Annotated in this window: 26 protein-coding genes and 1 tRNA gene; 8 read left to right on the top strand and 19 right to left on the bottom strand. The window is 66.8% G+C overall.

Annotated features, from left to right (window positions below):
* The first annotated feature begins 140 nt into the window (after positions 1 to 140).
* The gene (gene nodI / locus DIE12_RS31555) at positions 141 to 1,055 is read left to right on the top strand and encodes a nodulation factor ABC transporter ATP-binding protein NodI (protein WP_044843613.1); all 915 of its coding nucleotides are present in this window, start codon (positions 141 to 143) and stop codon (positions 1,053 to 1,055) included.
* A 6-nt stretch (positions 1,056 to 1,061) separates the two neighbouring features.
* Positions 1,062 to 1,895: an ABC transporter permease gene (locus DIE12_RS31550; RefSeq protein WP_044843614.1), complete on the top strand. Its 834-nt coding sequence runs from the start codon at positions 1,062 to 1,064 to the stop codon at positions 1,893 to 1,895.
* Between the two features lie 50 nt (positions 1,896 to 1,945).
* On the opposite strand, the gene DIE12_RS31545 is transcribed toward DIE12_RS31550, so the two are convergent.
* The 4 genes from DIE12_RS31545 to DIE12_RS31530 all read right to left on the bottom strand — a co-directional run bounded on the left by DIE12_RS31545 (position 1,946) and on the right by DIE12_RS31530 (position 5,793).
* On the bottom strand, positions 1,946 to 2,368 hold the full coding sequence (locus DIE12_RS31545) for a hypothetical protein (protein ID WP_044843615.1): 423 nt from the start codon (positions 2,366 to 2,368) through the stop codon (positions 1,946 to 1,948).
* A 224-nt stretch (positions 2,369 to 2,592) separates the two neighbouring features.
* The gene (locus DIE12_RS31540) at positions 2,593 to 3,651 is read right to left on the bottom strand and encodes a permease (protein ID WP_044843616.1); all 1,059 of its coding nucleotides are present in this window, start codon (positions 3,649 to 3,651) and stop codon (positions 2,593 to 2,595) included.
* A complete protein-coding gene (gene mnmH, locus DIE12_RS31535; protein WP_124522211.1) occupies positions 3,648 to 4,775 on the bottom strand; it encodes a tRNA 2-selenouridine(34) synthase MnmH in 1,128 nt (375 codons plus the stop codon). The genes DIE12_RS31540 and mnmH overlap by 4 nt, the downstream gene beginning before the upstream one ends.
* A gap of 64 nt (positions 4,776 to 4,839) precedes the next feature.
* Positions 4,840 to 5,793 (bottom strand): LysR family transcriptional regulator, encoded by a 954-nt coding sequence (locus DIE12_RS31530; RefSeq protein WP_124485544.1) that lies wholly within the window; start codon positions 5,791 to 5,793, stop codon positions 4,840 to 4,842.
* Positions 5,794 to 5,957: 164 nt separating this feature from the next.
* Between DIE12_RS31530 and DIE12_RS31525 the strand changes: the two genes are divergently transcribed.
* Together DIE12_RS31525 and DIE12_RS31520 are read left to right on the top strand one after the other, a co-directional pair.
* Complete coding sequence (locus DIE12_RS31525) at positions 5,958 to 7,379, top strand: M20 family metallopeptidase (protein WP_124522213.1); 1,422 nt, start codon at positions 5,958 to 5,960, stop codon at positions 7,377 to 7,379.
* A gap of 35 nt (positions 7,380 to 7,414) precedes the next feature.
* Entirely contained in the window at positions 7,415 to 8,701 is a 1,287-nt protein-coding gene (locus DIE12_RS31520) for an MFS transporter (protein ID WP_124522215.1), read from the top strand.
* 60 nt (positions 8,702 to 8,761) lie between these two features.
* Here the strand turns inward: DIE12_RS31520 and DIE12_RS31515 are convergent, their stop codons facing one another.
* Together DIE12_RS31515 and DIE12_RS31510 are read right to left on the bottom strand one after the other, a co-directional pair.
* On the bottom strand, positions 8,762 to 9,814 hold the full coding sequence (locus tag DIE12_RS31515; RefSeq protein WP_044845042.1) for an NADP(H)-dependent aldo-keto reductase: 1,053 nt from the start codon (positions 9,812 to 9,814) through the stop codon (positions 8,762 to 8,764).
* Between the two features lie 198 nt (positions 9,815 to 10,012).
* Positions 10,013 to 10,450, bottom strand: a complete 438-nt coding sequence (locus tag DIE12_RS31510; RefSeq protein ID WP_124485548.1) for a PaaI family thioesterase — start codon at positions 10,448 to 10,450, stop codon at positions 10,013 to 10,015.
* Between the two features lie 169 nt (positions 10,451 to 10,619).
* Here DIE12_RS31510 and DIE12_RS31505 point away from each other — a divergent pair, with 169 nt between their 5' ends.
* Entirely contained in the window at positions 10,620 to 11,102 is a 483-nt protein-coding gene (locus tag DIE12_RS31505) for a helix-turn-helix domain-containing protein (RefSeq protein WP_044845044.1), read from the top strand.
* A 418-nt stretch (positions 11,103 to 11,520) separates the two neighbouring features.
* Positions 11,521 to 12,144: a phospholipase D family protein gene (locus DIE12_RS31500; RefSeq protein WP_124522217.1), complete on the top strand. Its 624-nt coding sequence runs from the start codon at positions 11,521 to 11,523 to the stop codon at positions 12,142 to 12,144.
* A 178-nt stretch (positions 12,145 to 12,322) separates the two neighbouring features.
* On the opposite strand, the gene DIE12_RS31495 is transcribed toward DIE12_RS31500, so the two are convergent.
* The 3 genes from DIE12_RS31495 to DIE12_RS31485 form a co-directional block, all read right to left on the bottom strand.
* Positions 12,323 to 12,541, bottom strand: a complete 219-nt coding sequence (locus DIE12_RS31495; protein ID WP_124485550.1) for a hypothetical protein — start codon at positions 12,539 to 12,541, stop codon at positions 12,323 to 12,325.
* 434 nt (positions 12,542 to 12,975) lie between these two features.
* Positions 12,976 to 13,449 carry a VOC family protein gene (locus tag DIE12_RS31490; protein WP_124522219.1) on the bottom strand — a complete coding sequence of 158 codons (474 nt, stop codon included), beginning with the start codon at positions 13,447 to 13,449 and terminating at the stop codon, positions 12,976 to 12,978.
* Between the two features lie 261 nt (positions 13,450 to 13,710).
* Complete coding sequence (locus DIE12_RS31485) at positions 13,711 to 14,019, bottom strand: phosphatidylserine/phosphatidylglycerophosphate/cardiolipin synthase (protein WP_124522221.1); 309 nt, start codon at positions 14,017 to 14,019, stop codon at positions 13,711 to 13,713.
* A gap of 201 nt (positions 14,020 to 14,220) precedes the next feature.
* On the opposite strand from DIE12_RS31485, the gene DIE12_RS31480 reads away from it, so the two are divergent.
* Positions 14,221 to 14,964 carry a DUF695 domain-containing protein gene (locus DIE12_RS31480; RefSeq protein WP_044845048.1) on the top strand — a complete coding sequence of 248 codons (744 nt, stop codon included), beginning with the start codon at positions 14,221 to 14,223 and terminating at the stop codon, positions 14,962 to 14,964.
* A 418-nt stretch (positions 14,965 to 15,382) separates the two neighbouring features.
* Here DIE12_RS31480 and DIE12_RS31475 read toward each other — a convergent pair whose 3' ends face one another.
* Both DIE12_RS31475 and DIE12_RS31470 read right to left on the bottom strand, forming a co-directional pair.
* Positions 15,383 to 16,003, bottom strand: a complete 621-nt coding sequence (locus DIE12_RS31475; RefSeq protein WP_185500320.1) for a hypothetical protein — start codon at positions 16,001 to 16,003, stop codon at positions 15,383 to 15,385.
* A 199-nt stretch (positions 16,004 to 16,202) separates the two neighbouring features.
* A complete protein-coding gene (locus DIE12_RS31470; protein ID WP_124522223.1) occupies positions 16,203 to 16,619 on the bottom strand; it encodes a hypothetical protein in 417 nt (138 codons plus the stop codon).
* A gap of 338 nt (positions 16,620 to 16,957) precedes the next feature.
* Here DIE12_RS31470 and DIE12_RS31465 point away from each other — a divergent pair, with 338 nt between their 5' ends.
* A complete protein-coding gene (locus DIE12_RS31465) occupies positions 16,958 to 17,422 on the top strand; it encodes a plasmid fertility inhibition factor family protein (RefSeq protein WP_044845051.1) in 465 nt (154 codons plus the stop codon).
* A 19-nt stretch (positions 17,423 to 17,441) separates the two neighbouring features.
* Here DIE12_RS31465 and DIE12_RS31460 read toward each other — a convergent pair whose 3' ends face one another.
* The 8 genes from DIE12_RS31460 to ssuC all read right to left on the bottom strand — a co-directional run bounded on the left by DIE12_RS31460 (position 17,442) and on the right by ssuC (position 22,517).
* A complete protein-coding gene (locus DIE12_RS31460; RefSeq protein ID WP_124485553.1) occupies positions 17,442 to 18,002 on the bottom strand; it encodes a GNAT family N-acetyltransferase in 561 nt (186 codons plus the stop codon).
* 576 nt (positions 18,003 to 18,578) lie between these two features.
* Positions 18,579 to 18,654 (bottom strand) — tRNA-His (locus tag DIE12_RS31455).
* Between the two features lie 59 nt (positions 18,655 to 18,713).
* Complete coding sequence (gene dusA / locus DIE12_RS31450; RefSeq protein WP_044845062.1) at positions 18,714 to 19,700, bottom strand: tRNA dihydrouridine(20/20a) synthase DusA; 987 nt, start codon at positions 19,698 to 19,700, stop codon at positions 18,714 to 18,716.
* A 126-nt stretch (positions 19,701 to 19,826) separates the two neighbouring features.
* Positions 19,827 to 20,081, bottom strand: coding sequence for a hypothetical protein (locus DIE12_RS31445; protein ID WP_124485687.1), 255 nt, complete (start codon positions 20,079 to 20,081; stop codon positions 19,827 to 19,829).
* 55 nt (positions 20,082 to 20,136) lie between these two features.
* Positions 20,137 to 20,334, bottom strand: a complete 198-nt coding sequence (locus tag DIE12_RS31440; RefSeq protein ID WP_044845064.1) for a hypothetical protein — start codon at positions 20,332 to 20,334, stop codon at positions 20,137 to 20,139.
* Between the two features lie 141 nt (positions 20,335 to 20,475).
* Positions 20,476 to 20,691, bottom strand: a complete 216-nt coding sequence (locus DIE12_RS31435) for a molybdopterin-binding protein (protein ID WP_006400187.1) — start codon at positions 20,689 to 20,691, stop codon at positions 20,476 to 20,478.
* Between the two features lie 57 nt (positions 20,692 to 20,748).
* The gene (locus tag DIE12_RS31430) at positions 20,749 to 21,708 is read right to left on the bottom strand and encodes an ATP-binding cassette domain-containing protein (RefSeq protein WP_124522225.1); all 960 of its coding nucleotides are present in this window, start codon (positions 21,706 to 21,708) and stop codon (positions 20,749 to 20,751) included.
* Positions 21,705 to 22,517 carry an aliphatic sulfonate ABC transporter permease SsuC gene (gene ssuC / locus DIE12_RS31425; RefSeq protein WP_124522233.1) on the bottom strand — a complete coding sequence of 271 codons (813 nt, stop codon included), beginning with the start codon at positions 22,515 to 22,517 and terminating at the stop codon, positions 21,705 to 21,707. The genes DIE12_RS31430 and ssuC overlap by 4 nt, the downstream gene beginning before the upstream one ends.
* Positions 22,518 to 22,527 lie beyond the last annotated feature (10 nt).

The following is a 22,527-nucleotide window of genomic DNA, read 5'->3' as shown; positions in this document are numbered from 1 at the left end:
TGGCCCGTCCGTGTCCTCGACGTGCGTTCGCCCCGGTCATGCCCATGTGACACGCATTCGCCCGATCCGTTCGCCGAGCGGCATGCCCATCCGGCCGGCCGCGAAACGCGTCCGCGCCTGCCTACAACGACAACCTGCCCATGTCCGTTGCACCGATCGATTTCCGGAACGTCGAAAAGCGCTATGGCGACAAGCTCGTCGTCAACGGCCTGTCCTTCCACGTGCAGGCCGGCGAATGCTACGGCCTGCTCGGGCCGAACGGCGCCGGCAAGACCACGACGCTGAAAATGCTGCTCGGCCTCGTGTATCCCGACGCCGGCACCATTTCACTGTGCGGCGAACCGGTTCCGTCGCGCGCGCGGCATGCGCGCCAGCGCGTCGGCGTCGTCCCGCAGTTCGACAACCTCGACCCCGACTTCACGGTCCGCGAAAACCTGCTCGTGTTCAGCCGCTATTTCGGGATGTCGGCGCAGGCTTCACGCGCGCTGGTGCAGCCGCTGCTGGAATTCGCGAAACTGGAGAACAAGGCCGATGCGAAGGTCGGCGAGCTGTCGGGCGGGATGAAGCGCCGCCTGACGCTTGCGCGCGCGCTCGTCAACGATCCGGACGTGCTGGTGCTCGACGAGCCGACGACGGGGCTCGATCCACAGGCGCGGCACCTGATGTGGGAGCGCTTGCGTTCGCTGCTCGCGCGCGGCAAGACGATCCTGATCACCACGCATTTCATGGAGGAAGCCGAGCGCCTGTGCGACCGGCTGTGCGTGATCGAGGAAGGCCGCAAGATCGCCGAAGGCGCGCCGCACGCGCTGATCGAATCGGAGATCGGCTGCGACGTGATCGAGATCTACGGGCCGGACCCGGTCGCGCTGCGCGACGAGCTGACGCCGTTCGCGAAACGCACCGAGATCAGCGGCGAGACGCTGTTCTGCTACGTGAGCGATCCCGAGCCGCTCAGCGCCCGGCTCAAGGGTCGCACGGGATTGCGCTATCTGCATCGTCCGGCCAATCTGGAAGACGTGTTCCTGCGGCTCACGGGCCGCGAAATGCAGGACTGATCGATCATGGACGCACGCAACTATTCCGCCGCCGCGCCGTCCGCACCGCCACGCGAATCACGCTTCGCAGTCGCGCTGCCCGCGAATGCCACCAACTGGATCGCCGTGTGGCGGCGCAACTACCTCGTGTGGCGCAAGCTCGCGCTCGCGTCGCTGTTCGGCAATCTCGCCGATCCGATGATCTACCTGTTCGGGCTGGGATTCGGGCTCGGCCTGATGCTCGGCCACGTCGACGGCGTGTCGTATATCGCGTTCCTCGCGGCCGGCACGGTCGGTTCGAGCGTGATGATGTCCGCGAGCTTCGAGTCGATGTATTCGGGCTTCTCGCGGATGCACGTGCAGCGCACCTGGGAAGCGATCATGCACACGCCGCTCGCGCTGGGCGACATCGTGCTCGGGGAGATCGTCTGGGCGGCGAGCAAGGCGCTGTTGTCGGGCGTCGCGATCATGCTCGTCGCGGGCCTGCTCGGCTATGCGCGCTTTCCGTCGATGCTCGCGGCGCTACCCGTGATCGTGCTCGCCGGCCTCGCGTTCGCGAGCACCGCGATGATCGTCACCGCGCTCGCGCCGTCCTACGACTTCTTCATGTTCTATCAGACGCTCGTGCTGACGCCGATGCTGCTGCTGTCGGGCGTGTTCTTCCCGATCACGCAGTTGCCGCCGATCGCGCAGCATGCCGCGCACGTGCTGCCGCTCGCCAACGCGGTCGAACTGATCCGGCCCGCGATGCTCGGCCGGCCGGCGACGGACGCCGGCCTGCATCTCGCGGTGCTCGCCGGTTATGCGGTCGGCGGATTCATCGTCTCCGCGTGGCTGTTCCGGCGGCGCATGATGCGCTGACGGCCGACGCGCACGGCGCGCCGGCTCGCTGCGACGAAGCGGCGGCGGCGTTACTCGTCGTCGTCGCTCCACGGAATCTCGACGTCGGTCAGGAATGCGACGGTCGCCAGCGGGCCGCCTTCGTGGCGGCCGAGCTTGCCGTCCGCGCGATGCCATTCGACGCGGAACTGCGTACCCGGATCGTCGGCAACCAGATAGACCGCGCGCAGTTCTTCCGCGTCGGCTTCGTCGACCGGACCGTCGAACGACACCAGCATCTTCTGCGGCCATAGGCCGTTCACCGGATCGTAGATGCGGTCGCCCTGCGGAATCTCGATGCTGGCCTCGACGCCGATCGTGGCGGAGGCTTCGATGATCATCGTGCCGAGCGCGTTCAGCACGGCAGTGGCCCGCGCGGAATTGGCCTGGCGGATCGCGAGATCGCCACGCGTCAGCGCCTTTTCGAGTCGAGGATGAATCTTCGGTTGGGTCATGCGTTTTCCTGTTTGCTTCTTGTAAAGGGCACCGCGCGCGTGAGGCGGCGGCGCCGGATGAATACGACGGTCATGCGACGGGACCGGTCGGCGCACGCCGCGGCGGCCATCGCGCAGGGTCCGGTCGCCGGCAGCCGGGCATGTCGTGCCCCGCGCCTCGATCGGCCACGCGAGCCGGACTTGTCCGGCCGTCGCGCCCGCTCGCCGTCCCGTCCGCGAGTCCGTCAGAACCCGAATGCGATCGCGAGCAGCCCGCTCACGATCCCGAACACGACGACGAGGCCCGTGACGATCGCCAGCATGTAAGGCTTGAACGACCGCGCGAGCATCGCGAGCGACGGCACGCTGATCGGCGGCAGCGTCATCAGCAGCGCGGCGGCCGGGCCGACGCCCATGCCGAGCGACAGCATCGCCTGGATGATCGGCACTTCACCGGCCGTCGGGATCACGAACAACGTCCCCGCGACCGCGAACGCGATGATCCAGCCGAGATGGTTGCCGATGTCCGGGCCGATATGCGGGAACAGCCACGCGCGCGCCGCGCCGAGCAGCAGCACGAGCACGATGTATTCGGGCACGAGCCGCACGGCCATGCGTGCGAGCAGCTTCATCCAGCGGACGAACGGATTGCCGGCGGCAGCCTGTTCGGCCACCAGCGCGGCGAGTTGCGCGTCGTCGATACTGCGGTCCTCCGGACGCGCGATGCGGTTCAGCAGATAGCCGATCCCGAACACCATCGCGATGCCGAGCACGAGCCGCAACGCGCTCCAGTGCCAGCCGAGCACGAAGCCCATGAACACCAGCGCGGCCGGATTCAGCACCGTGTTGCCAAGCCAGAACGCGACCGCGCCGCCCGGCGACGCGTGCCGCGCACGCAGGCCCGCGACGACCGGCGCCGCGCAGCACGTGCACATCATGCCCGGCAGCGACAGCAGGCCGCCCGCGGCGACACTGCCGAAGCCCGTGCGGCCGAGCACGCGCGCGACCCAGTGCGCGGGCAGCAGCGCCTGCACGGCCGAACCGAGCAGCAGGCCGAGCACCATGGCCTGCCAGATCGCCTTGCCGTACGCCCATGCGTAGTCGAGCGCCGCCTTCAGCGACGGCTCGGGCGCGCTCGCCGACGTGCCCATCAGGATCGACTGGCCGATCGAATGATGCTCGGCGGCGACGAACGCCTTGTTGTAGTACGGGAACCATTTCACGTAGAACAGTCCCGCGACCGCGATCAGCAGGAAGGTCAGCCAGCCGAGCGCCGGACTGGGTTGGGTGCGTGTGGTCGTCATCGTGCGGTGGTCGTAGGGTTGTTGTCGGTGGCGGCTCGGGCCGCCCCGCCGGCGGCGGGCGAGGCCGGCAGCCCGGCCTGCGCGAGCGCGTCGAGCAGCGCGCGCGCCTGCTCGCGCCCGTCGGCCGCATTCGGCCGGAAAGTAAACGCCAGTGCGCGGTTCGGCTTGTTGTACGTGGCGCGGTAGGTGCGCGCATAGGCGGGATCGTAATGCTTGTCGATCAGTTCGGTGAACAGCTCGGCCCGCGCGTCGGCATCGATCAGCGCATGCCAGTGCGCCACCTCGTCACGGCTGTGCAGGCCGATCAGCCGATTGAGCTGCGCCTTGAACGCGGCCGGCTCGTCGAACAGGTGGGCATAGTCGTCAAGGAGAAACGCGATGCGTTCGTCGTGCGCCGCCTCGACCTGCACCCACGGCCCGGCGTGAAACGCGTCGATCAACGCGATCGGCAGGTGCACGAGCCCGATCCTTCGGCTTTCCGATTCGACGAACACCGGCCATTCGGGGTCGAAACGCCCGAGTGTCTCGACGAGCCCCGAATCGAAGCCCTTCTGCGACGGCTGCGGCTTGCCCGGCAGCGCGCCGAGCAGCGAGCCGCGATGGCGCGCGAGCGCTTCGAGATCGAGCGTCTGCGCCCCTTCGTCGCGTAGCGCGTTCAGCAGCCGCGTCTTGCCGCAGCCGGTATGACCGACGAGCGCGATGTAGCGAAACCGCGTCGGCAGCGTGTCGAGCGTCGCGCACACCGAGTGGCGGTACGCCTTGTAGCCGCCGTCGAGCTGGCGCGCCTGCCAGCCGATCAGGTTGAACCAGGTCGTCATCGAACCCGAGCGCTTGCCGCCGCGCCAGCAGTAGATCAGCGGCCGCCAGTTGCGCGGACGGTCTGCAAACGTGGTGTCGAGATGGCGCGCGATGTTGCGTGCGACCATCGCCGCGCCGACGCGCGTCGCCTCATACGGCGACACCTGACGGTACATCGTGCCGACGATCACGCGCTCCTCGTTGCTGAGCACGGGCGCGTTCAGCGCGCCGGGGATGTGATCCTCGGCGAACTCGAGCGGCGTGCGCACGTCGATGATCTCGTCGAACTCGCCGGCGCGATCGAGGGTGACAATCAGGTTCTTCAATTTGGCGTCGAACAGGGGCGATGCGGCTCGGCGAGCCGCACGGGCACGGAAGGCGGATTCGCGATTATCTCACGCCCGGGCGTCCCGGGCCGCGCGCGGCAACCGGCGGCGGCGACGCGGCGCTCATCACGTCGATCAGATGGTCGCGAAACGCGCGCACCGACGCGGGCAGATCGCGCCCCGCCATGGTCTGCACCTGGATGCTGCGCTCGCGCAGCTGGGGGTTCGTGACGGGCACGACGACGAAGCCGTCCGCGTCGAAGCGGTCCCGCACCGATAGCAGCCCGGTGAACATGACCGCACCGGTACGCTGCGCGTAGCGGTACATCACCGCGGTGTTGTTGCTGGTCAGTTCCGGCTCGAGCATGAGCCCGTCGAGCACGCACGCGATGTCGATCAGCTGGCGCACCGTCGTGCCGGCCTCGGGCAGCACATGCGGGTGCCGGGCGACATCGGCGAGCGACACCGAATCGCGTGCCGCGAGCGGATGGTCGCGCCGCACGAGCGCGAAGACCGGCGCACGCTCCGTGTGTTCGACGCGTACGCCCTGCTCCGGCGCCAGGCTGAACGTCAGCCCGATGTCGGCATCGCCGTCGCGCACGCGCCGCGTCGCCTCCGCCGGCGACACGACCCACACCGAGAAATCGACGCCCGGGTGGCGCGCCTTGAAGCCCGCGAGCGCACCCGGCAGGAAATCGATCGCGAACCCTTCCGAGCAGGCGACCTTCAGCAGGCTGCCGTGCAGCGCCTCCAGCCCGCCGATTTCCTTCATCACGTGCTCGGCCTCCAGCAGGCTGCGCTGCGCGAAGCCCAGCAACCGTTCGCCGGCCTCCGACAGCGCCATCCCGCGCGGCCGGCGCTCGAACAGCGGCGCGCCGAGTTCGCTCTCGAGCTTCGCGATCTGCCGGCTGATCGCCGAGACGGCCACGTGCAGCCGCGCCGATGCGTCGCTGATCGAGCCGGTGCGCGCGACTTCGACGAAATACCGCAGCGCAAGACCATGCAGGAAAGCCGCCATCGTTCTGTCCCCGGGCCCGTCGCCCAGGCCGCTCCGCTTTGCCTTTTCGGCAAAGAAATGTTCGAAATTCGATCATTGTGACAAAAAAAACCGCTTCCTAGAATCGATCGCACTCCCGGTCGTGCGCGCCGCGCCCGCCGGAAAACCGATACAGGAGACCCGTCTTGAGCCGTACCGCCGCCATCCAGCACGCGCTGAACCAGTTCGAATCGGGCGCGCTCTTCACGACCCTGAGCCGCCGCGTCAGCCTGCGCACCGAAAGCCAGGACAGCGGCTCGGGCGCCGCGCTGCGCGCCTACCTGACCGACGAGATCGTACCGGAGGCCGCGCGCCTCGGCTTCACGTCGCGGATCGTCGAGAATCCGGCCGACGGCGGCGGCCCGTTCCTGCTGGCCTCGCGCCACGAGGACGACGCACTGCCGACCGTGCTGATCTACGGCCACGGCGACGTCGTGCGCGGCTACGACGCGCAATGGCGCGCGCCGCTGTCGCCGTGGACGCTGACCGTCGACGGCGATCGCTGGTACGGCCGCGGCAGTGCCGACAACAAGGGGCAGCACACGATCAACCTGGCCGCGCTGGCGAGCGTGCTCGCCGCGCGCGGCGGCCGGCTCGGCTTCAACGCGAAACTGCTGATCGAGATGGGCGAGGAAACGGGGTCGCCGGGCCTCGACGCACTGTGCCGCCAGGAGCGCGACACGCTCGCGGCCGACGTGCTGATCGCGTCCGACGGGCCGCGCCTCACCGCCGAACGCCCCACCGTGTTCCTCGGCTCGCGCGGCTCCGTCAACTTCAAGCTCAGCCTGCGCGCCCGCGACGGCGGCCATCACTCGGGCAACTGGGGCGGCCTGCTGCGCAACCCGGCGACCGTGCTCGCGAATGCGCTCGCAAGCCTCGTCGACGCGCGCGGCGCGATCCGCGTCGCGGGGCTGCGCCCGCCGCCGATCCCGGCCGCCGTGCGCGCCGCGCTCGCCGACCTGTCCGTCGGTGGCGGCCCCGGCGACCCAGCGCTCGACGCCGACTGGGGTGAGCCGGGCCTCTCTGCCGCCGAGCGCGTGTTCGGCTGGAATACGTTCGAGATCCTCGCGTTCAAGGCCGGTAATCCCGACCATCCGGTCAATGCTATTCCACCCGTCGCGTATGCCCATTGCCAGCTGCGTTTCGTGGTCGGCACCGACTGGGAGGCGCTGCATGCGCACCTGCGCGCGCATCTGGATGCGCACGGCTTCGCCGACATCGAGATCGACGTCGAACGCGGCGCACCGGCGACGCGTCTGCCGCCGGACGATCCGTGGGTCCGCTGGGCCGTCGCGTCGCTCGCGCGCACGACCGGCAAGAAGCCCGCGATCCTGCCGAACCTCGGCGGCACGCTGCCGAACGAAGTGTTCGCCGACACGCTCGGGCTGCCGACCCTGTGGGTGCCGCACTCGTATCCGGCGTGCTCGCAGCACGCGCCCGACGAGCACCTGCTCGCGAGCGTCGTGCGGGAAGGACTGCAGATGATGGCCGGCCTCTTCTGGGATCTCGGCGACGCCGCGCCGCCCGTTCGCCGCGCGGCACCCGCCGCGGCCGGCGCCGCCCTGTAACGCGCTTCGCCCCCTTTCTCGGGACTGCTCACACGATGAATACGACCACCCTGACCTCGCAGGACGCCGCGCGCCCCAGCACCGCGAAGATCCGCCGCATCATCTTCGCCGCGTCGATCGGCAACGCGCTCGAATGGTTCGACCTGATCGTCTACGGCTTTTTCGCGGTGACGATCGCCAAGCTGTTCTTCCCCGCGACGAGCGAGGCGACCTCGCTGCTGCTCACGCTCGGCACGTTCGGGCTGTCCTACCTGATCCGGCCGATCGGCGGCTTCGTGCTCGGCGCCTACGCGGACCGCGCGGGCCGCAAGGCGTCGCTGCTGCTGTCGATCGCGATGATGATGGCCGGCACGCTGCTGATCGCGCTGATGCCGACCTATGCGTCGATCGGCATCCTCGCGCCGCTCGGGATCATGCTGTCGCGGCTGATGCAGGGTTTTTCCGCCGGCGGCGAATTCGCGAGCTCGACCGCGTTCCTCGTCGAACACGCGCCGCAGCGGCGCGGCTTCATGTCGAGCTGGCAGTTCGCGAGCCAGGGTCTCGCGACGCTGCTCGCATCGGGCTTCGGTGCACTGCTGACGTCGACGCTGAGCACCGCGCAACTCGAAAGCTGGGGCTGGCGCGTGCCGTTCCTGTTCGGCCTCGCGATCGGCCCGGTCGGGCTCTACATCCGCCGCTACGTCGACGAAGGCATCGAGTTCAAGACGCAGGCGCGCTCGGAAGCGCCCGTGCGCGAACTGTTCGCGGACCAGAAGATGCGCGTGCTGCTGTCGATCGGCGTGCTCGTGATCTCGACCGCGATCAACTACATGGTGCTGTACATGCCGACGTACGCGATCAAGCAGCTCGGGCTGCCGGCATCGACGGGCTTCGCGGCGACGCTCGCGACCGGTTTCGTGCTGACGCTCGTCACGCCGCTCGTCGGCCACCTGTCCGATCGCACCGGACGGATCCGCGTGATGGCGGCAGCCGCCGTGCTGATGCTCGTCACCGTCTGGCCGACGTTCGCGTGGCTCACGCATCACGCGTCGTTCGCGACGATGCTCGCCGCGCTGATCTGGATCGGCCTGCTGAAGGCGACGTACTGCGGCGCGCTGCCGGCGCTGATGGCCGAGCTGTTTCCGTCGCAGACCCGTGCGACCGGTCTCGCCGTCAGCTACAACACGGGCGTCACGCTGTTCGGCGGCTTCGCGCCGTTCGTGATCACGTGGCTGATCAGCGCGACCGGCAACCGGCTGTCGCCGGCGCTGTACCTGATCGGTTGCGCCGTGTTGAGTCTCATCGCACTGCTGGTCGCGCGCACGCGGCTCGGGATGCGCTGACCGCGCTCGCGAACAAAACGACGGCGCGGCATCCGTGCCGCGCGCCATTTACCGTGACGTTTACGGCGCCGGATTCGGCTGCAGCTCGTGCAGCGCGTCGATCTCGGCGAGGATCTCGTCGGACAGCTTCACGCCGATGCTGCCGATGTTCTCCTTCAGTTGCGCGAGCGATGTCGCCCCGACCAGGTTGCTGCGCACGAACGGCCGGCTGTTGACGAACGCGAGCGCGAGCTGCGCGGGCGACAGCCCGTGGCGCTGCGCAAGCGCGACGTAGCGTGACGTCGCTTCGACCGCCTGCGGCTTGCTGTAACGCTGGAAGCGCTCGAACAGCGTGATGCGCGCGCCGGCCGGACGCGCGCCGTTCTCGTACTTGCCGGACAGCCAGCCGAACGCGAGCGGCGAATACGCGAGCAGGCCGATGCCGTCGCGATGCGTGAATTCGGACAGGCCGTTCTCGAACGTGCGGTTCAGCAGGCTGTACGGATTCTGGATGCTCGCGATGCGCGGCAGCCCGAGCTTCTCGGCCGCGCGCAGGAACTGCGCGACGCCCCACGGCGTTTCGTTCGACACGCCGATCGCGCGGATCTTGCCGGCCTTCACGAATTCCGCGAGCACGCCGAGCGTTTCCTCGATCGGCACCGTATACGCGTCGTCGACCCACGGATACGCGGGGCGGCCGAACGTCGTCGTGCTGCGATCGGGCCAATGCAGCTGGTACAGGTCGACATAATCGGTCTGCAGGCGCTTGAGGCTGCCGTCGAGCGCCTCCGTCAGGTTCTTGCGGTCGAACTGGTTGCCTTCGCCGCGAATATGGCGCGGATTGTGCGGCTGCCGCGCCGGGCCCGCGATCTTCGTCGCGAGCACGATCCGGTCGCGCTGCGCACGATGCTGCGCGAGCCAGGTGCCGATGTACTGCTCGGTGCGGCCCTGGGTATCGGGCTTCGGGGGAACCGGATACATTTCCGCGGCATCGATCAGCGTGACGCCCTGCCCGAGCGCGTAATCGATCTGCTCGTGCGCGTCGCGCTCCGAATTCTGCTCGCCCCACGTCATCGTGCCGAGACCGATCAGGCTGACCTCGATGCCCGAATCGCCGAGTGTGCGGTATTCCATGCTGTTCCTGTCGCGTCAGTGGAAAGCAGAAACGCTATCACACTGAAGCGAATGCTTCAGATGGCCGATGCGTTCACTTACAGGCGGCCTTCGATGTGCGTTCAGCCCTCGCCGATACGGATACGGCCGCCTTCGCGCGCGTCGTCCGGTGGATGGCGCCGGACGACCGCGCCGGGCGTAACGACGCCACGCCTCCCGTTACTGCGGCCGCTGAATGAAGCAGGTCGCCGATGCATGCGCGACGATCTTGTCGTCCGGCGTTTTCAGCGTGCCTTCGGCGACACCCAGCGAACGCGACAGGTGAATCACGCGCCCTTCCGCGATCAGGTCGACGTCGCGCGGCACGGGACGCAGCATTTTCACGTGCAGGTCGACCGTGCCGTAGCCGACGCCCGCGTCGAGCATCGAATGCACCGCGCAGCCCGTGACCGAGTCGAGCACCGTCGCGGCGAATCCGCCGTGCACGCCGCCGAGCGGATTCAGGTGCCGGCCGTCCGCCCGCGCGGAAAACTTCACGTAACCGAGCTCGACGCCCAGCGGCCGCATCGGCATCGTCTCCGAGATCGACGCGAGCGGCACGTCGCCTGCCGCCGCCGCGCGCAGCAGTTCGAGACCGGACAGGGAAAGCGGATTCATCGGGTTGTCTCCTGATTGAACGCGCGTCGCCGCGCGAGTAAGTTCCAAATTGGAACTGATTATTGACAAGCGCGCCAGGCTTGTCAATGCAGCCGGCGCCCGGTGCAACCGAAGCTCAGTTCTATAATCGAACCCGCTCCTTCGCTGAACTGCCGCACGAGACTCGATCATGAAATGGGATGACATCGGTACGCTGAACTGCTCGGTCGCGCGCACGCTTGCCGTGCTCGGCGATCGCTGGACCATGCTGATCCTGCGCAACGCCTTTCTCGGCTGCCGCCGCTTCGATGCATTCCAGACGCAGCTGGGCCTCACGCGTCACGTACTGGCCGAGCGGCTCGCGCGCCTCGTCGACGAAGGCGTACTGGTCAAGCGCGCGTATCAGGAACGCCCGCCGCGCTTCGAATACCGGTTGACCGAAAAAGGCCTCGACCTGTACCCGGCCCTGCTCGCGCTGATGACCTGGGGCGATCGCTGGAAGGACGACGGCCAGGGGCCGCCGGTGCAATTGCGCCATCGCACCTGTGGCCAGCTGATGCATGCGGTCGCGGTGTGCTCGGCGTGCGGTGAGCCGCTCGACCCGCGCCACGTGCAGCCGGAACCCGGGCCCGGCTGGGTCGCGCACGAGGTGGCCGGAACGCACGATGCCTGACGCGTCGCGCTGAGCGCCGGTCGTACGAACATGGGTACGCCCATGACAGCGCGGCGCGGCCATCATGCGTGCGCGTGTTGCATGCGTCTTCGTTCGACGCGTATCGTTCGTGTTGCCGCGCCCTGTCTGCCGTTCCCGTCTCGTCGATCGCACGCCGCATTGCCCCTGCGCCCGCACGTGCGTGCCGTTCGTCACGCAGGGACCGTGCCGTCTGCGCACATGCGCACACCGCATCGACTTCGGTCACCCGGCACGACTGCCGAGCCGATTCAGGCGCCGCGCGGCATGATGAACATCGCCACGTCGGGCGTTGCAGACAGCCATCCAGCTGTCGTCCATTCGCATCCGGGCGTGACCGCGCCGCCGTGTCTGCGTTACACTCACGGCCCGCTGTCTCAAAAAAGATTCGCTGTCCAAGATGTTGTCGCGCAAACGCCTCGCCGCCGCCTGCCTCGCTGCTTCCCTCATCGCCACACCCTTCGCCGCCTTCGGCAAGACGCACAATGAATCGCTGCTGCAGCAGGCGTTCGACTTCATCGCGCAACTGCTGCCGACCCCGACCCATGAAGCGCCCGCCACGCAGTCCGTCGAATCGGCGTTCTCGCCCGATGGCGGTGCGGAGGTGCTCGTGCTGAAGGCAATCGGCGCCGCGCGCACCTCGATTCGCGTGGCCGCCTACTCGTTCACGTCGCCGCCCGTCACGCGCGCGCTGCTCGCCGCGAAGCGACGCGGCGTGAACGTCGCGGTCGTCGTGGACGACAAGGGCAATCGCGCGAAGAGCAGCAAGCAGGCGCTGAACCTGCTCGTCAACGCGGGCATTCCGACGCGCACGATCGACGCCTATGCGATCCACCACGACAAGTACCTCGTGATCGATGCCGAACATGTCGAGACGGGCTCGTTCAACTACAGCGCTTCGGCAGCCAGCCGCAATTCCGAAAACGTCGTCGTGGTCTGGAACAATCCGCAACTCGCGTCGCGCTACCTCGCGCATTGGCAAAGCCGCTTCGACCAGGGCACGCCGTACCGCTCGTCGTACTGACGCTTCGCCGCGCGCGATTGCTGGCGTCGTTCGCGTGCGACGCAGCCGACGCGCGCCGTCGTCGCACATCCGCGCCGTGATGGCGTCGATGATCGGCGCGCATTGCATGGCGATCAACCTGGCCGAATGGCCTGCACACCGTGCATGACGGCGCCGCGATCGCTGGAATCAGTTGAAATCAGTGGATGTCGGGCGAGCGCTCGGCGATCTGCGTGGCCGCGACGCACCGGCCGGCATGCGCACGCGCATCGCTTGCCGAAGGCTTCGGCCGATCCCGCGTACCGCCAGGCAACGCGTCGAGTACGCAGTCGGCACTGAAGGTCAACGTGTTCTGGACCATCGGATAGAGCAGATACAGCGCCAACGCGAGATACCCCGCGTACAGAATTCGAACCATGGTGCGTTAGATGAACGATTGATCTTGCCCTGTTTACGGCATCACGTCGGACAGCTTGAGCATCGGGCGTCGAATTGCATGGCCGGCAGCAACGCACGACGCGTGAAGCGTCCGTATCGCATCGACACGGCTACAACGCGTGGTGGCAGCACGATGGAGAATGCGTGATGCTGCTCGACGGGCGCTCGTCGAGCGTTGCGGTATCGACAGAAGCGAAGCACGCCGCCCGGCTTGCGCGAGCGCCGAGCGACACACGATCCCGCGCGGCATCGCGCGGTCGCCGACCGGCTCGGATCGGCCGATCGGCACAGGTACGAATCCGCGGACAAGCGGCGAAGCAACGCCGCCGGCATCTGAGCGCGGACGAGCCGCGCGCCGATACGCGCGGCCAAGAGCCACGTTCAGTCGCGTTCAACCGGATTCGCCCGGCCCGGTCAGGCTCCGCACGGCGGCGCGCTCGCCATCGCTTCCGCGATCTGCTCGGGCGTCAGGTCGCGCTGGTGGGTCGCGATCGACCAGCGATGGCCGAACGGATCCTCCACTTGCCCATAGCGATCGCCCCAGAACATGTCGGCGGCCGGCATCGTGACTGTCGCGCCGGCCGCGACGGCCTGCGCGATCGCCGCATCGGTGTCCGGCACGAACAGGTGCAGGCAGACCGGCGTGCCTTTCAGCGTCTTCGGCCCGAGTGCGCCGTGCTCCGGCATTTCATCCACGAGCATCAGCGTCGAATCGCCGATGGCGAGGCATGCGTGCGCGAGCCGGCCGTCCGGGGTCGGCAGGCGGAACCGTTCGGTCGCGTTGAACGCGCGCTTGTAGAAGTCGATGGCTGCGGCGGCGCCGGCGCAGATCAGATGCGGCGTCAGCGTGCGCATCCCCTCCGGGATCGGTTTGACGGATGTGGCCATGGGTGTCGCTCCTTCAGTCGGTTGTCGTGTCGAAAATCGGGACGGACGCACGATGCGCACGCCTCCGATGCTACGACGGACGGACTCGACGGAAATCGACACGCCGGACGACATTTTTTTGTTCGCGACAGGCGCCGGAACAGGTTCGGCCCGACAACGCGCGAGCATCAGGCCGCGTGCGACCTCCAATGGGGCGATCGCGCATCCGGGCATGGCCTCGTGCGCGATGGCACGGCTCGCGGAACACGCGCCGATCGCCGCTCAGATCTGCGGAAGGTCGCGCAACGTGCGCGACTCGCTCGTCGCATCGATGTCGAGTTCGATCCCCTCCGACGCGTCGCGATACAGCACGCGCTTCAGCCTCGGCCCCACCGCTGTGCCGTCCGCTTCGTCAAATACGGCACGAACGTCGTTGCCGGCCGCAAGCGCACGTGCCACTTCCGCCACCGACGCCTCGCTCGGCGTCGCCGCCCACGACCGGTCCGCCGGATTGACGGCCGCCCAGCGCACGTGCGTCACGCGCGCACTGAGCACATCGATTCGGACACCATTCACCGCGAACATCGACATCGGAATCTCCTTCGAAACGGTTGCGGCCGGGCGAACGCCCGACGATGGAAACCGGCGATGGCGCGACAGCACGCGTTCGATCGCCACCGGACCCGCCGGACGCGCGATCACCCAGGCACGCAGCTTCGGCCAACGCGATTTTCGATGATACATTGGGACGCTTTGCAACCGTCAACAGACAATCGTGCACGGGAGAAACACATGACCGACGCCTGGGGAACCTTCCCTGCCAGAATGGGCGACCATCAGGCCTTCATCAGCTTCAATCACGGCTTCGCGGAAATCGCCGAAAGCGACCCGCGCACGTCGCTGCTCAGCGTGCGCGTCACCCTTGCGCATCCGACGCCCGACGGCCTGCCGAGCGGTGACGAATTCGCCGATCTCACGAAGATCGAGGATCTGCTGGACGCCGCGGTGACCGCGAAAAACGGCGTGCAGGTCGGCCGCATCACGGTCGACGGCAACCAGGATTTCCTGTTCTACGTGCCGTTCGACGAAGCCGCCGCGGGCGAGATCGTCGACTCGCTGGCCGAACAGACGACCTACGCACTTCAGTACGCCTATCAGGACGATCCGGACAAGGAAACGTACTGGCGCACGCTCTACCCGACCGACGACGACTGGCAACTGATGCGCGACATGCGCGTGCTCGAGGCGCTGCGGCAGAAAGGCGACGTGAGCGACGTGAGCCGGCGCGTGATGCACTGGGCCTACTTCCCGGACCCCAGCGACGCGCACCAGTTCGCCGACTGGGCCGAGTCGAAAGGCTATCTGGTCGAATCGGTCGCGCCCACCGAGGACGGCAAATCGGCCGTGCGGTTCGCGCACGAAGGTACGACGGTGCTGGCCGACATCACGCACCATACACTCGAGATCAATCGCGAGGTGCACTCGCTCGGCGGCGAATACGACGGCTGGGAAACCAGCGTCGAGCAGGCAGGCTGATTGCGCTGACACGCGCGTGACGCGCGATCGGACCGTGGAGGGTTCGGGATCAAAAGCATCCCGGCGGCGCGACCGCGTACCGCCGGGATCCAGGCATTGCCGGCCGCAACCGGCGATCGGCCCCAAGCGATCGCTCACGCACGAGGAATGCGATTCATGCGGATCAGGCGAACGGATGCCGGGACGCGAAACGTCGTCTGCCGAACGCCTGTCCGGTTCCGCCGACGCGGCTTGCATGCGTCGTGCGGCCAAAAAGCCCCCGCTCCTGCGCGAGCGAGCGGGGTAACGGTTGACCGGGCCGGGGTAGAACGGTCAACCGGCCAGATTGTCATCGTGGCCCGTGCGACCGTCTGTGCGGCAACTCACCCTTTCAACCGGAAAGCCCGCACGCGCCGGCACCGCATGCGGCACGTCGCGGTCAGCGCGCGACGCCGGCGAGTGGCGCGGCGACCGCGACGATCACCGGGAACAACACGACGGCCCCGATCATCATCACGCCGTCGGCCGCCAGCGTGACCGGCGTCGCGAGCACGCGAACGGCCTTGTCGCCCTTCGTCAGGCGATCGTCGACCTCGATCGTGTAGGTATGGGAAAACGACGACCACGTCTTGCCCTGCTCAAACCCGTCGGCCCGATAGCGCGAACCGTTCAGCGCGCCTTCCATGCTCAGCTCGCCTTGACGGGACGTCGTAAAGCCGTCCGCCTGCGCACGCGCCCAATCGTCGTCCATCATGCCGGCGCGTGAAAGCACGAGCCGGTATTCGCCCGAGATCTTGCTGCCCTGTGCGACGAATCCATGGAGCGCCGCCTCGATCGACTTCCGGTAGGACGAGGCCAGCACGGCGCCGAGATGCGCGGGCATGTCGAAGATGTAGTGATACTGGTTGCCCAGCACGACGAATTTCTTGCCGTCCTCGCTGACGAGGAATCGATCGACCGTCTCTTCGTATCGGCCGTTTTCGAACAGCATCGCGGTACATCCTGCCAGACCGGTGGCAGCGACGATCGTGCCGGCGATCAGCAGCGTTCTTCTTTTCATGTTTCGAGTCCGGATTTTTTTGATTTATATCGGCGATTTTTAAATCGCGCCAGTCTCCGGTATCGCGCATGCATCGTCAAAGCAGCGTGATGCCGCTTTCCGTGAATCCGCGCTTTTCTTTCCGGATTTTCGTGAAACGACGTTTCACGACCTAACCCACTTTTTCTGGATTTCTGGATGGAGCGGCGCGAACCCGACGCTACGCCGGGCCGTCCGTGAACCATTCCGCAATCATGTCGATCCAGTCGAGATCGCTGGCGATTTCGACGACGACGTCGCTGATGGTTTCTTCGACTGAAGAATCGCTGGCGACCGCACTGGCGGTACCAGCGGCAGCACCTGCTGCGACCGCCTTCGCGGCTGGGATTTTGACGAGCGGCGCGCCTCGCGGGCTGACCAGTTGCTCCAGCCAGTCGACGATACTGGCGCGCGCGTCGTCCTCGTCGGCGAAGTCGTTGCGCTTCAGAAAACGGTCGAACACGACCCACGCGAGCGTCTTGCTTCGGGAAACGGAATCCAGTTGCCATTCGGTCACGGCGACCCGCCCCGTTTCCCGGGTTTCGAGCGTCGCTGTGAAGCGGTAATCGAGATATTCGATCTCAAGTTCAGGCGACATGATTTTCTGCGGCCACTCCGCTCTCTCGGTTCTTATCGATGTGCCGCGCCAGTCCGGTTTCACGCGCCGCGTGAATCTTGTGTGAATTCCGGACCGCGCGTCATGCAGACAGGCAGTATCGCGATATTCTCGCAAGCTGTCGACCGCGACTGAAAATGCATGGCCGCACCCGTCCAGTAACCGATACCCGTTGCGTGATCGATTCCGTGCCGCATTCTTTCGCGCATGATTGCGCCGGCTCGATTCCGGGTATCCGCGTGCTCCGCGGCCGCGGCCGCAGCCGCAGCCGCGCTGTTACACTCCCGCCACAAAAAACGCTTGCCCCACCCAAGGAAACAATGACAGTCGCTCGGGCACAACATGACGGCGTCGATGTCTGGATCATCCAGCTTCCGGGACACCCCGCCTATGCCTATACACATCTCAAACGGGTATTCGCGTCCGACGACTCGCGGCATCGCGTCGTGACGGTCGACCTGGCGAAGCTGCTCGCGTGCGCCGATCGCGACACGACCGACTATGTGCTGCCGTCGGTTCAATACTGGGCGCCCGGCAAGGCCGCCGGCATCCGCGATTTCCTCGATCCGGCCGAAGCCCGGATTCCCGACATGCCCTTCATCACGTTTCGCGAGACGAGAACGCGGACGCTGCTTGGCCTTCCGGGCCTGTCGAAAGTCGGCATCGCGTCGTTCCGGAACGGTCAGCATCGCGCGCGCTATCTGGCGTTTGCAGGGGCAACGAGCCTGCCTGTCGAAGTGCATGAAACCGAGGCGGATTTGCTCGTGCGGTATTGCGGCGAGTAACGGACGCGCCGCCTCATCTTCAGCGGCATCGGTCGTGCAGCGTGCCGCCTTGGCGTTCGGTGCCGGCATCGATCACGTAGATCCGGTCGGCGACCTCCGTGCGGCCGATGAAGCTGGTTTCGACGCCCGCCAACCGCCAGCCGTTGTGCTCGTAGAAGCCGATCGCGCGGACGTTGCCGTCGAGTACCGAAAGATGAACCTTGTCCTCGCCGATATGGCGGGCCCATGCGCGAACGGCTTCGATCATGCGCTTGCCGGTACCGCTTCCGTGATGCGCGGGATGCACATGAAGGCAATCGAGCAGGACGCCGCGCGCCGGATCGACCGGCCTTTCGGCGCTGACGAAACCGACCGGCGCCCCGTCGGACTCGGCGATCAGCACGAGGCCCCACTCCGCTTCGGCGCGGTCGAAATAGTTTCGCCACCGCGTCGCGTGCTCCGTCGGCACCTCATCGGCGAGATAGGCCGCCGGCAGGATATGGCTATAGGCGTTCTGCCAGCTCAGCGTGTGCAAGCGAGCGATGTGTTCCGCGTCGTGTGGTGTCGCGTTGCGCAGCGTGATGGTGCGGTTTTCCGGCATGCGAGGGTCGCTCTCGTTGTGCGATGGAGGCAGGGAAAGTGTAGCAATCGCGATGTTTCAACGGCGGGTTGCACAGGGAGTCGCGTGCGGCAGTGCGCGTCATGCCGTGGTCATCGCTTAATGCACCGTGACGCCTGCCGCTTTCTCCAATTCCTCGACAGCAGCGCCGCCCAAAAAAATGTCCCGACGCCTTCCGGGGCGTCGGGACCGAACGGCCCTGCAAAGCTAAGGGCACGAGGAATCGATACATTACATGAATGTAAGACTATTAAGCATTGGCGGCTCGTGCCAAGTCATTGGTTTAATCCGCCAATCTGCGAGACGATGAGCGAAGCCGGTCGCCGCTTCGCTTCGCGGGGCTCATGAGCAGCGGCCGCTCGATGAATCGAGCCACGCGCGAGTGACGTGACTCGGCGCGCAGTCTCAATATCGAAACGGCTTTCGTCGGCTGACGCGAAATGGATGAATGGCGAGCAGAACGCTCTGGAAATGGCGCGGCTCGAATCGATGCAATCGCATCGAATTTTCCGCACAAAACAAAACAGGCGCCGAAGCGCCTGTTTTGTTTGAGAATTTTGGGGTGGCTGATGGGACTCGAACCCACGACAACAGGAATCACAATCCTGGACTCTACCAACTGAGCTACAGCCACCACTGATACTGCTTTGTTTCTTCGCTGTTTCGTTTCGTGTTCAGCAGCGAAGAACAAGATTATACGAAGACTTTTCCGTCTTGCAAAGCATTTTTTTCAAAAATTTCTTCGGCATCGTTCAGATGCGTGCGCGCCTCGTCGAACACGGCCAGATCGCCGCGCGCGAGCTTCTTGTTGTCGGACAGCACACGACGCCAGCCGCGCGCACCCGCGACGCCACGATAGAGCCCGAGAGCATGCCGCACGATCGCGCCGAGATACGTGCCGCGCTTCAGTTCCGCCGCGCAGTATTCGATCAGTTTCGCCTCGGCCTCTTCGCGCGTCGGCACCGCCGCAGTCGACCCGTAGAAGCGCGCATCGACACCCGCGAGCACATACGGGTTGTGATAAGCCTCGCGGCCGAGCATCACGCCGTCCACGTGCTCGAGATGCTGCGCGACTTCGTCGAGCGTCTTGATCCCGCCGTTGATCACGATCTCCAGCGACGGGAAATCGCGCTTCAGCTGATACGCATAGTCGTACTTGAGCGGCGGGATCTCGCGGTTCTCCTTCGGCGAGAGCCCCTTCAGGATCGCATTGCGCGCGTGCACCACGAACGTTTCGCAGCCGGCCTCCGCCACCGTGCCGACGAAGTCCCGCACGAACGCATAATCCTCGACCGCGTCGACACCGATCCGGTGCTTGACCGTGACCGGCACCGACACCGCATCGCGCATCGCCTTCACGCAGTCGGCAACGAGTTGCGGCTCGTTCATCAGGCACGCGCCGAACGCACCGCGCTGCACGCGCTCGGACGGGCAGCCGCAATTCAGGTTGATCTCGTCGTAGCCCCACTGCTCGCCGAGTTTCGCGGCGCGCGCGAGATCGTCCCGTTCGCTGCCGCCCAGTTGCAGCGCGACCGGCGATTCGTTCGGCGTGAACGCGAGATGCCGCTGGGCGTCGCCGAACAGCAGCGCGCCCGTCGTGATCATTTCCGTATACAGCCACGTGTCGCGCGTCAGCGTGCGATGGAACGACCGGCAATGACGGTCGGTCCAGTCGAGCATCGGGGCCACGGAAACGCGGCGGGGAGGAAGCGAGGACGGTACGGACATGGAATTCGGGGCAGCAAGCGGCGCGGGAAACAACCCGACATTTTACCGCAACGCGACCAAGCCGGCCCGGCAGCCTGACTAGACCGGCCCGCCATCGCCCAGTTCGACGTCGACGGCCCGCCGCGCCTCGTCGAGCACGCGCTCGATCACGCGCCGTTCGGTCAGCAGCATCCCGTCGACTTTCACGAGCCGCCAGTCGATCCGCACGGCCGAACCCTGCAGCACGCGGTAGTGCGCATGCTCGCCGTCCCACACCTGCTCGGTCTTCACCTCGATCTCGTAGCCGCGGTACGGCTCGCTGAAATCGCCGAGATCGCTGCCTCTCGGTTCCATCGCTCGCTCCGTGGCGACACGGCGCCAGGCCGCCGCGGCGGCCGGCGCCGTGTGCTCAATCGTATTCGTTGGACAAAACGGATTTGCCATCGGCGGTCAGGTCGACACGGTCGGCCGCCGCCTGGTAGATCAGCCCTTCGTTCAGCAACGCATAGACGACGTCGTCGAACGCGGCAGGGACCGGCCGGCTGTCGCCGAACTGGTCGATCCACTTCAGCGCCACGATGGCTTCGGGAGAAAGGATGGGGGTCATGCGTTGGCCTCCGGCGTCGGTGTCGTTCCATCCTAGCACTTCGTCCTGACGCCGAATACCGAGGCAAACGCTCGACCATGAAACAGGGGCGCCGCGGACGACCAGACGGCCCGCCCGCGGCGCCCTGCACCGGAAACGCGCTCAAAGGCGCGCGATCGACACCTCGGTGGATTTCACGAGCGCGACGACTTCCGCGCCGACCTTCAGTTCGAGTTCGTCGACCGAGCGCGTCGTGATCACCGACGTGACGATGCCGAACGGCGTCTCGACGTCGACCTCGGACACCACGGGCCCGCGAATGATCTCCTTCACCTTGCCTTTGAACTGGTTACGCACGTTAATTGCAGTGATGCTCATCGGGTTGATCGCTCCGAAGAAAAAAGTCTGAGAACGGGCGGCCGGTGCCGCCCGGATTTAAACGGCCCAGCGAATCTGCCCGACCGGTCGTACGTGCTCCACCTCAGGCACCGCACCCTGCTCGCCCCCGCCCGGCCCGCCGGCGAGTACGCGTTGCAGCACACGGTCTTCCAGCGCCGCGAATGCGGCCGACGCGCGCGCACGCGGCCGGTCGAGCGGAACGGACTGATCGAGGGCGACACGCCCTTGCTCGATCAACAGGATCCGGTCGCCGAGCGCGACGGCTTCCTGCACGTCGTGCGTGACGAGCAGCGCGGTGAACCGATGCTCGCGCCACAAGCGCTCGATCAGCGCATGCATCTCGATGCGGGTCAGCGCGTCGAGCGCACCGAGCGGCTCGTCGAGCAGCAGCAATTGTGGCCGGTGCACGAGCGCGCGGGCGAGCGCGACGCGCTGCCGCTGGCCGCCCGACAGCTGGGCGGGCCAGTCATTCGCGCGCTCGAGCAGCCCGACTTCGTCGAGCACCGCGCGCGCCTGATCGCGTGCCCCGCGGCCCAGGCCCAGCATCACGTTCTGCAGCACGGTCTTCCACGGCAGCAGTCGCGCATCCTGGTACATGATCCGGGTGTCGAGCGTGCCGCCACCCTCGCCGCGCGTCACGAGCGCACCGCTGCTCGGCGCCTCGAGCCCCGCGACGAGACGCAGCAGCGTGGATTTTCCGCAGCCGCTGCGGCCGACGATCGCGACGAAGCTGCCGCGCGCGATGCCGAGTTCGACGTTGTCGAGCACGGTGCGCGTGCCGAAGCGCTTGCTGACGCCCGACAGCGTCACCGCGTCGTCGGCTGCCGGGCTGCCCGCGCGCCGCCGCGCGAGCGGAACGACGGATGCACCGCCGTCCCGATCGACGATCGCCGCATCGCGTGCGTCGTCGTCCGTCACGCGCGCCTGTACCAGTTCGGCCTCGAGGTCTGCGCCGGCGAGCGGGCCGTAGGCGGCCGCCGAAGTCGTCGCATTCATGCCTTTGCTCCTGATTGATAAGCGGGGTGCCAGCGCAGCGTCACGCGCTCGATCCATTTCGCCAGCACATCGGCCAGCTTGCCGAGCACCGCATACAGCAGGATGCCGACCACCACCACATCGGTTTGCAGGAATTCGCGCGCGTTCATCGTCATGTAGCCGATGCCCGATTGCGCGGAGATCGTTTCCGCGACGATCAGCATCACCCACATCAGCCCGAGCGCGAAGCGCACGCCGACGAGAATCGACGGCAATGCGCCGGGCAGGATCACGTCGCGATACAGCGCGAAGCCGCGCACGCCATAGCTCTTCGCCATCTCGATCAGGTTCGCGTCGACCGAGCGGATCCCGTGATACGTGTTGATGTAAACCGGGAAGAACACGCCAAGCGAAACAAGGAACAGCTTCGCCTTCTCGTCGATGCCGAACCACAGGATCACGAGCGGAATCATCGCGAGCGCGGGGATGTTGCGGATCATCTGGATCGTCGAATCGAGCGCGACCTCCGCCGCTTTCGACAGGCCGGTTGCGAGCCCGAGCGCGAGACCCACGCCGCCGCCGATCGCGAAGCCGAACAGCGCGCGCCAGGTACTGACCTTCACGTTCGCCCACATCTCGCCCGACGTCACGAGCGACCACGCGGCACGCACGACCGCCAGCGGCTCAGGCAGCACGCGGGTCGACAGCCAGCCGACGCGCGCGCCGACCTCCCATACGGCCAGCAGCGCGAGCGGCACGAGCCACGGCGCGATGCCGCGCCAGGCGCGGGCGGCCACGGCGGCGCCCGTCGTCGACGTTTTCGTTGTCATTGCAGGCCTC

The organism is Burkholderia sp. Bp9015 (assembly GCF_003853505.1).
Taxonomy (GTDB): domain Bacteria; phylum Pseudomonadota; class Gammaproteobacteria; order Burkholderiales; family Burkholderiaceae; genus Burkholderia.
The sequence above is the reverse complement of the archived record's forward strand: the minus strand, read 5'-3'. Positions and strand labels throughout refer to the sequence as shown.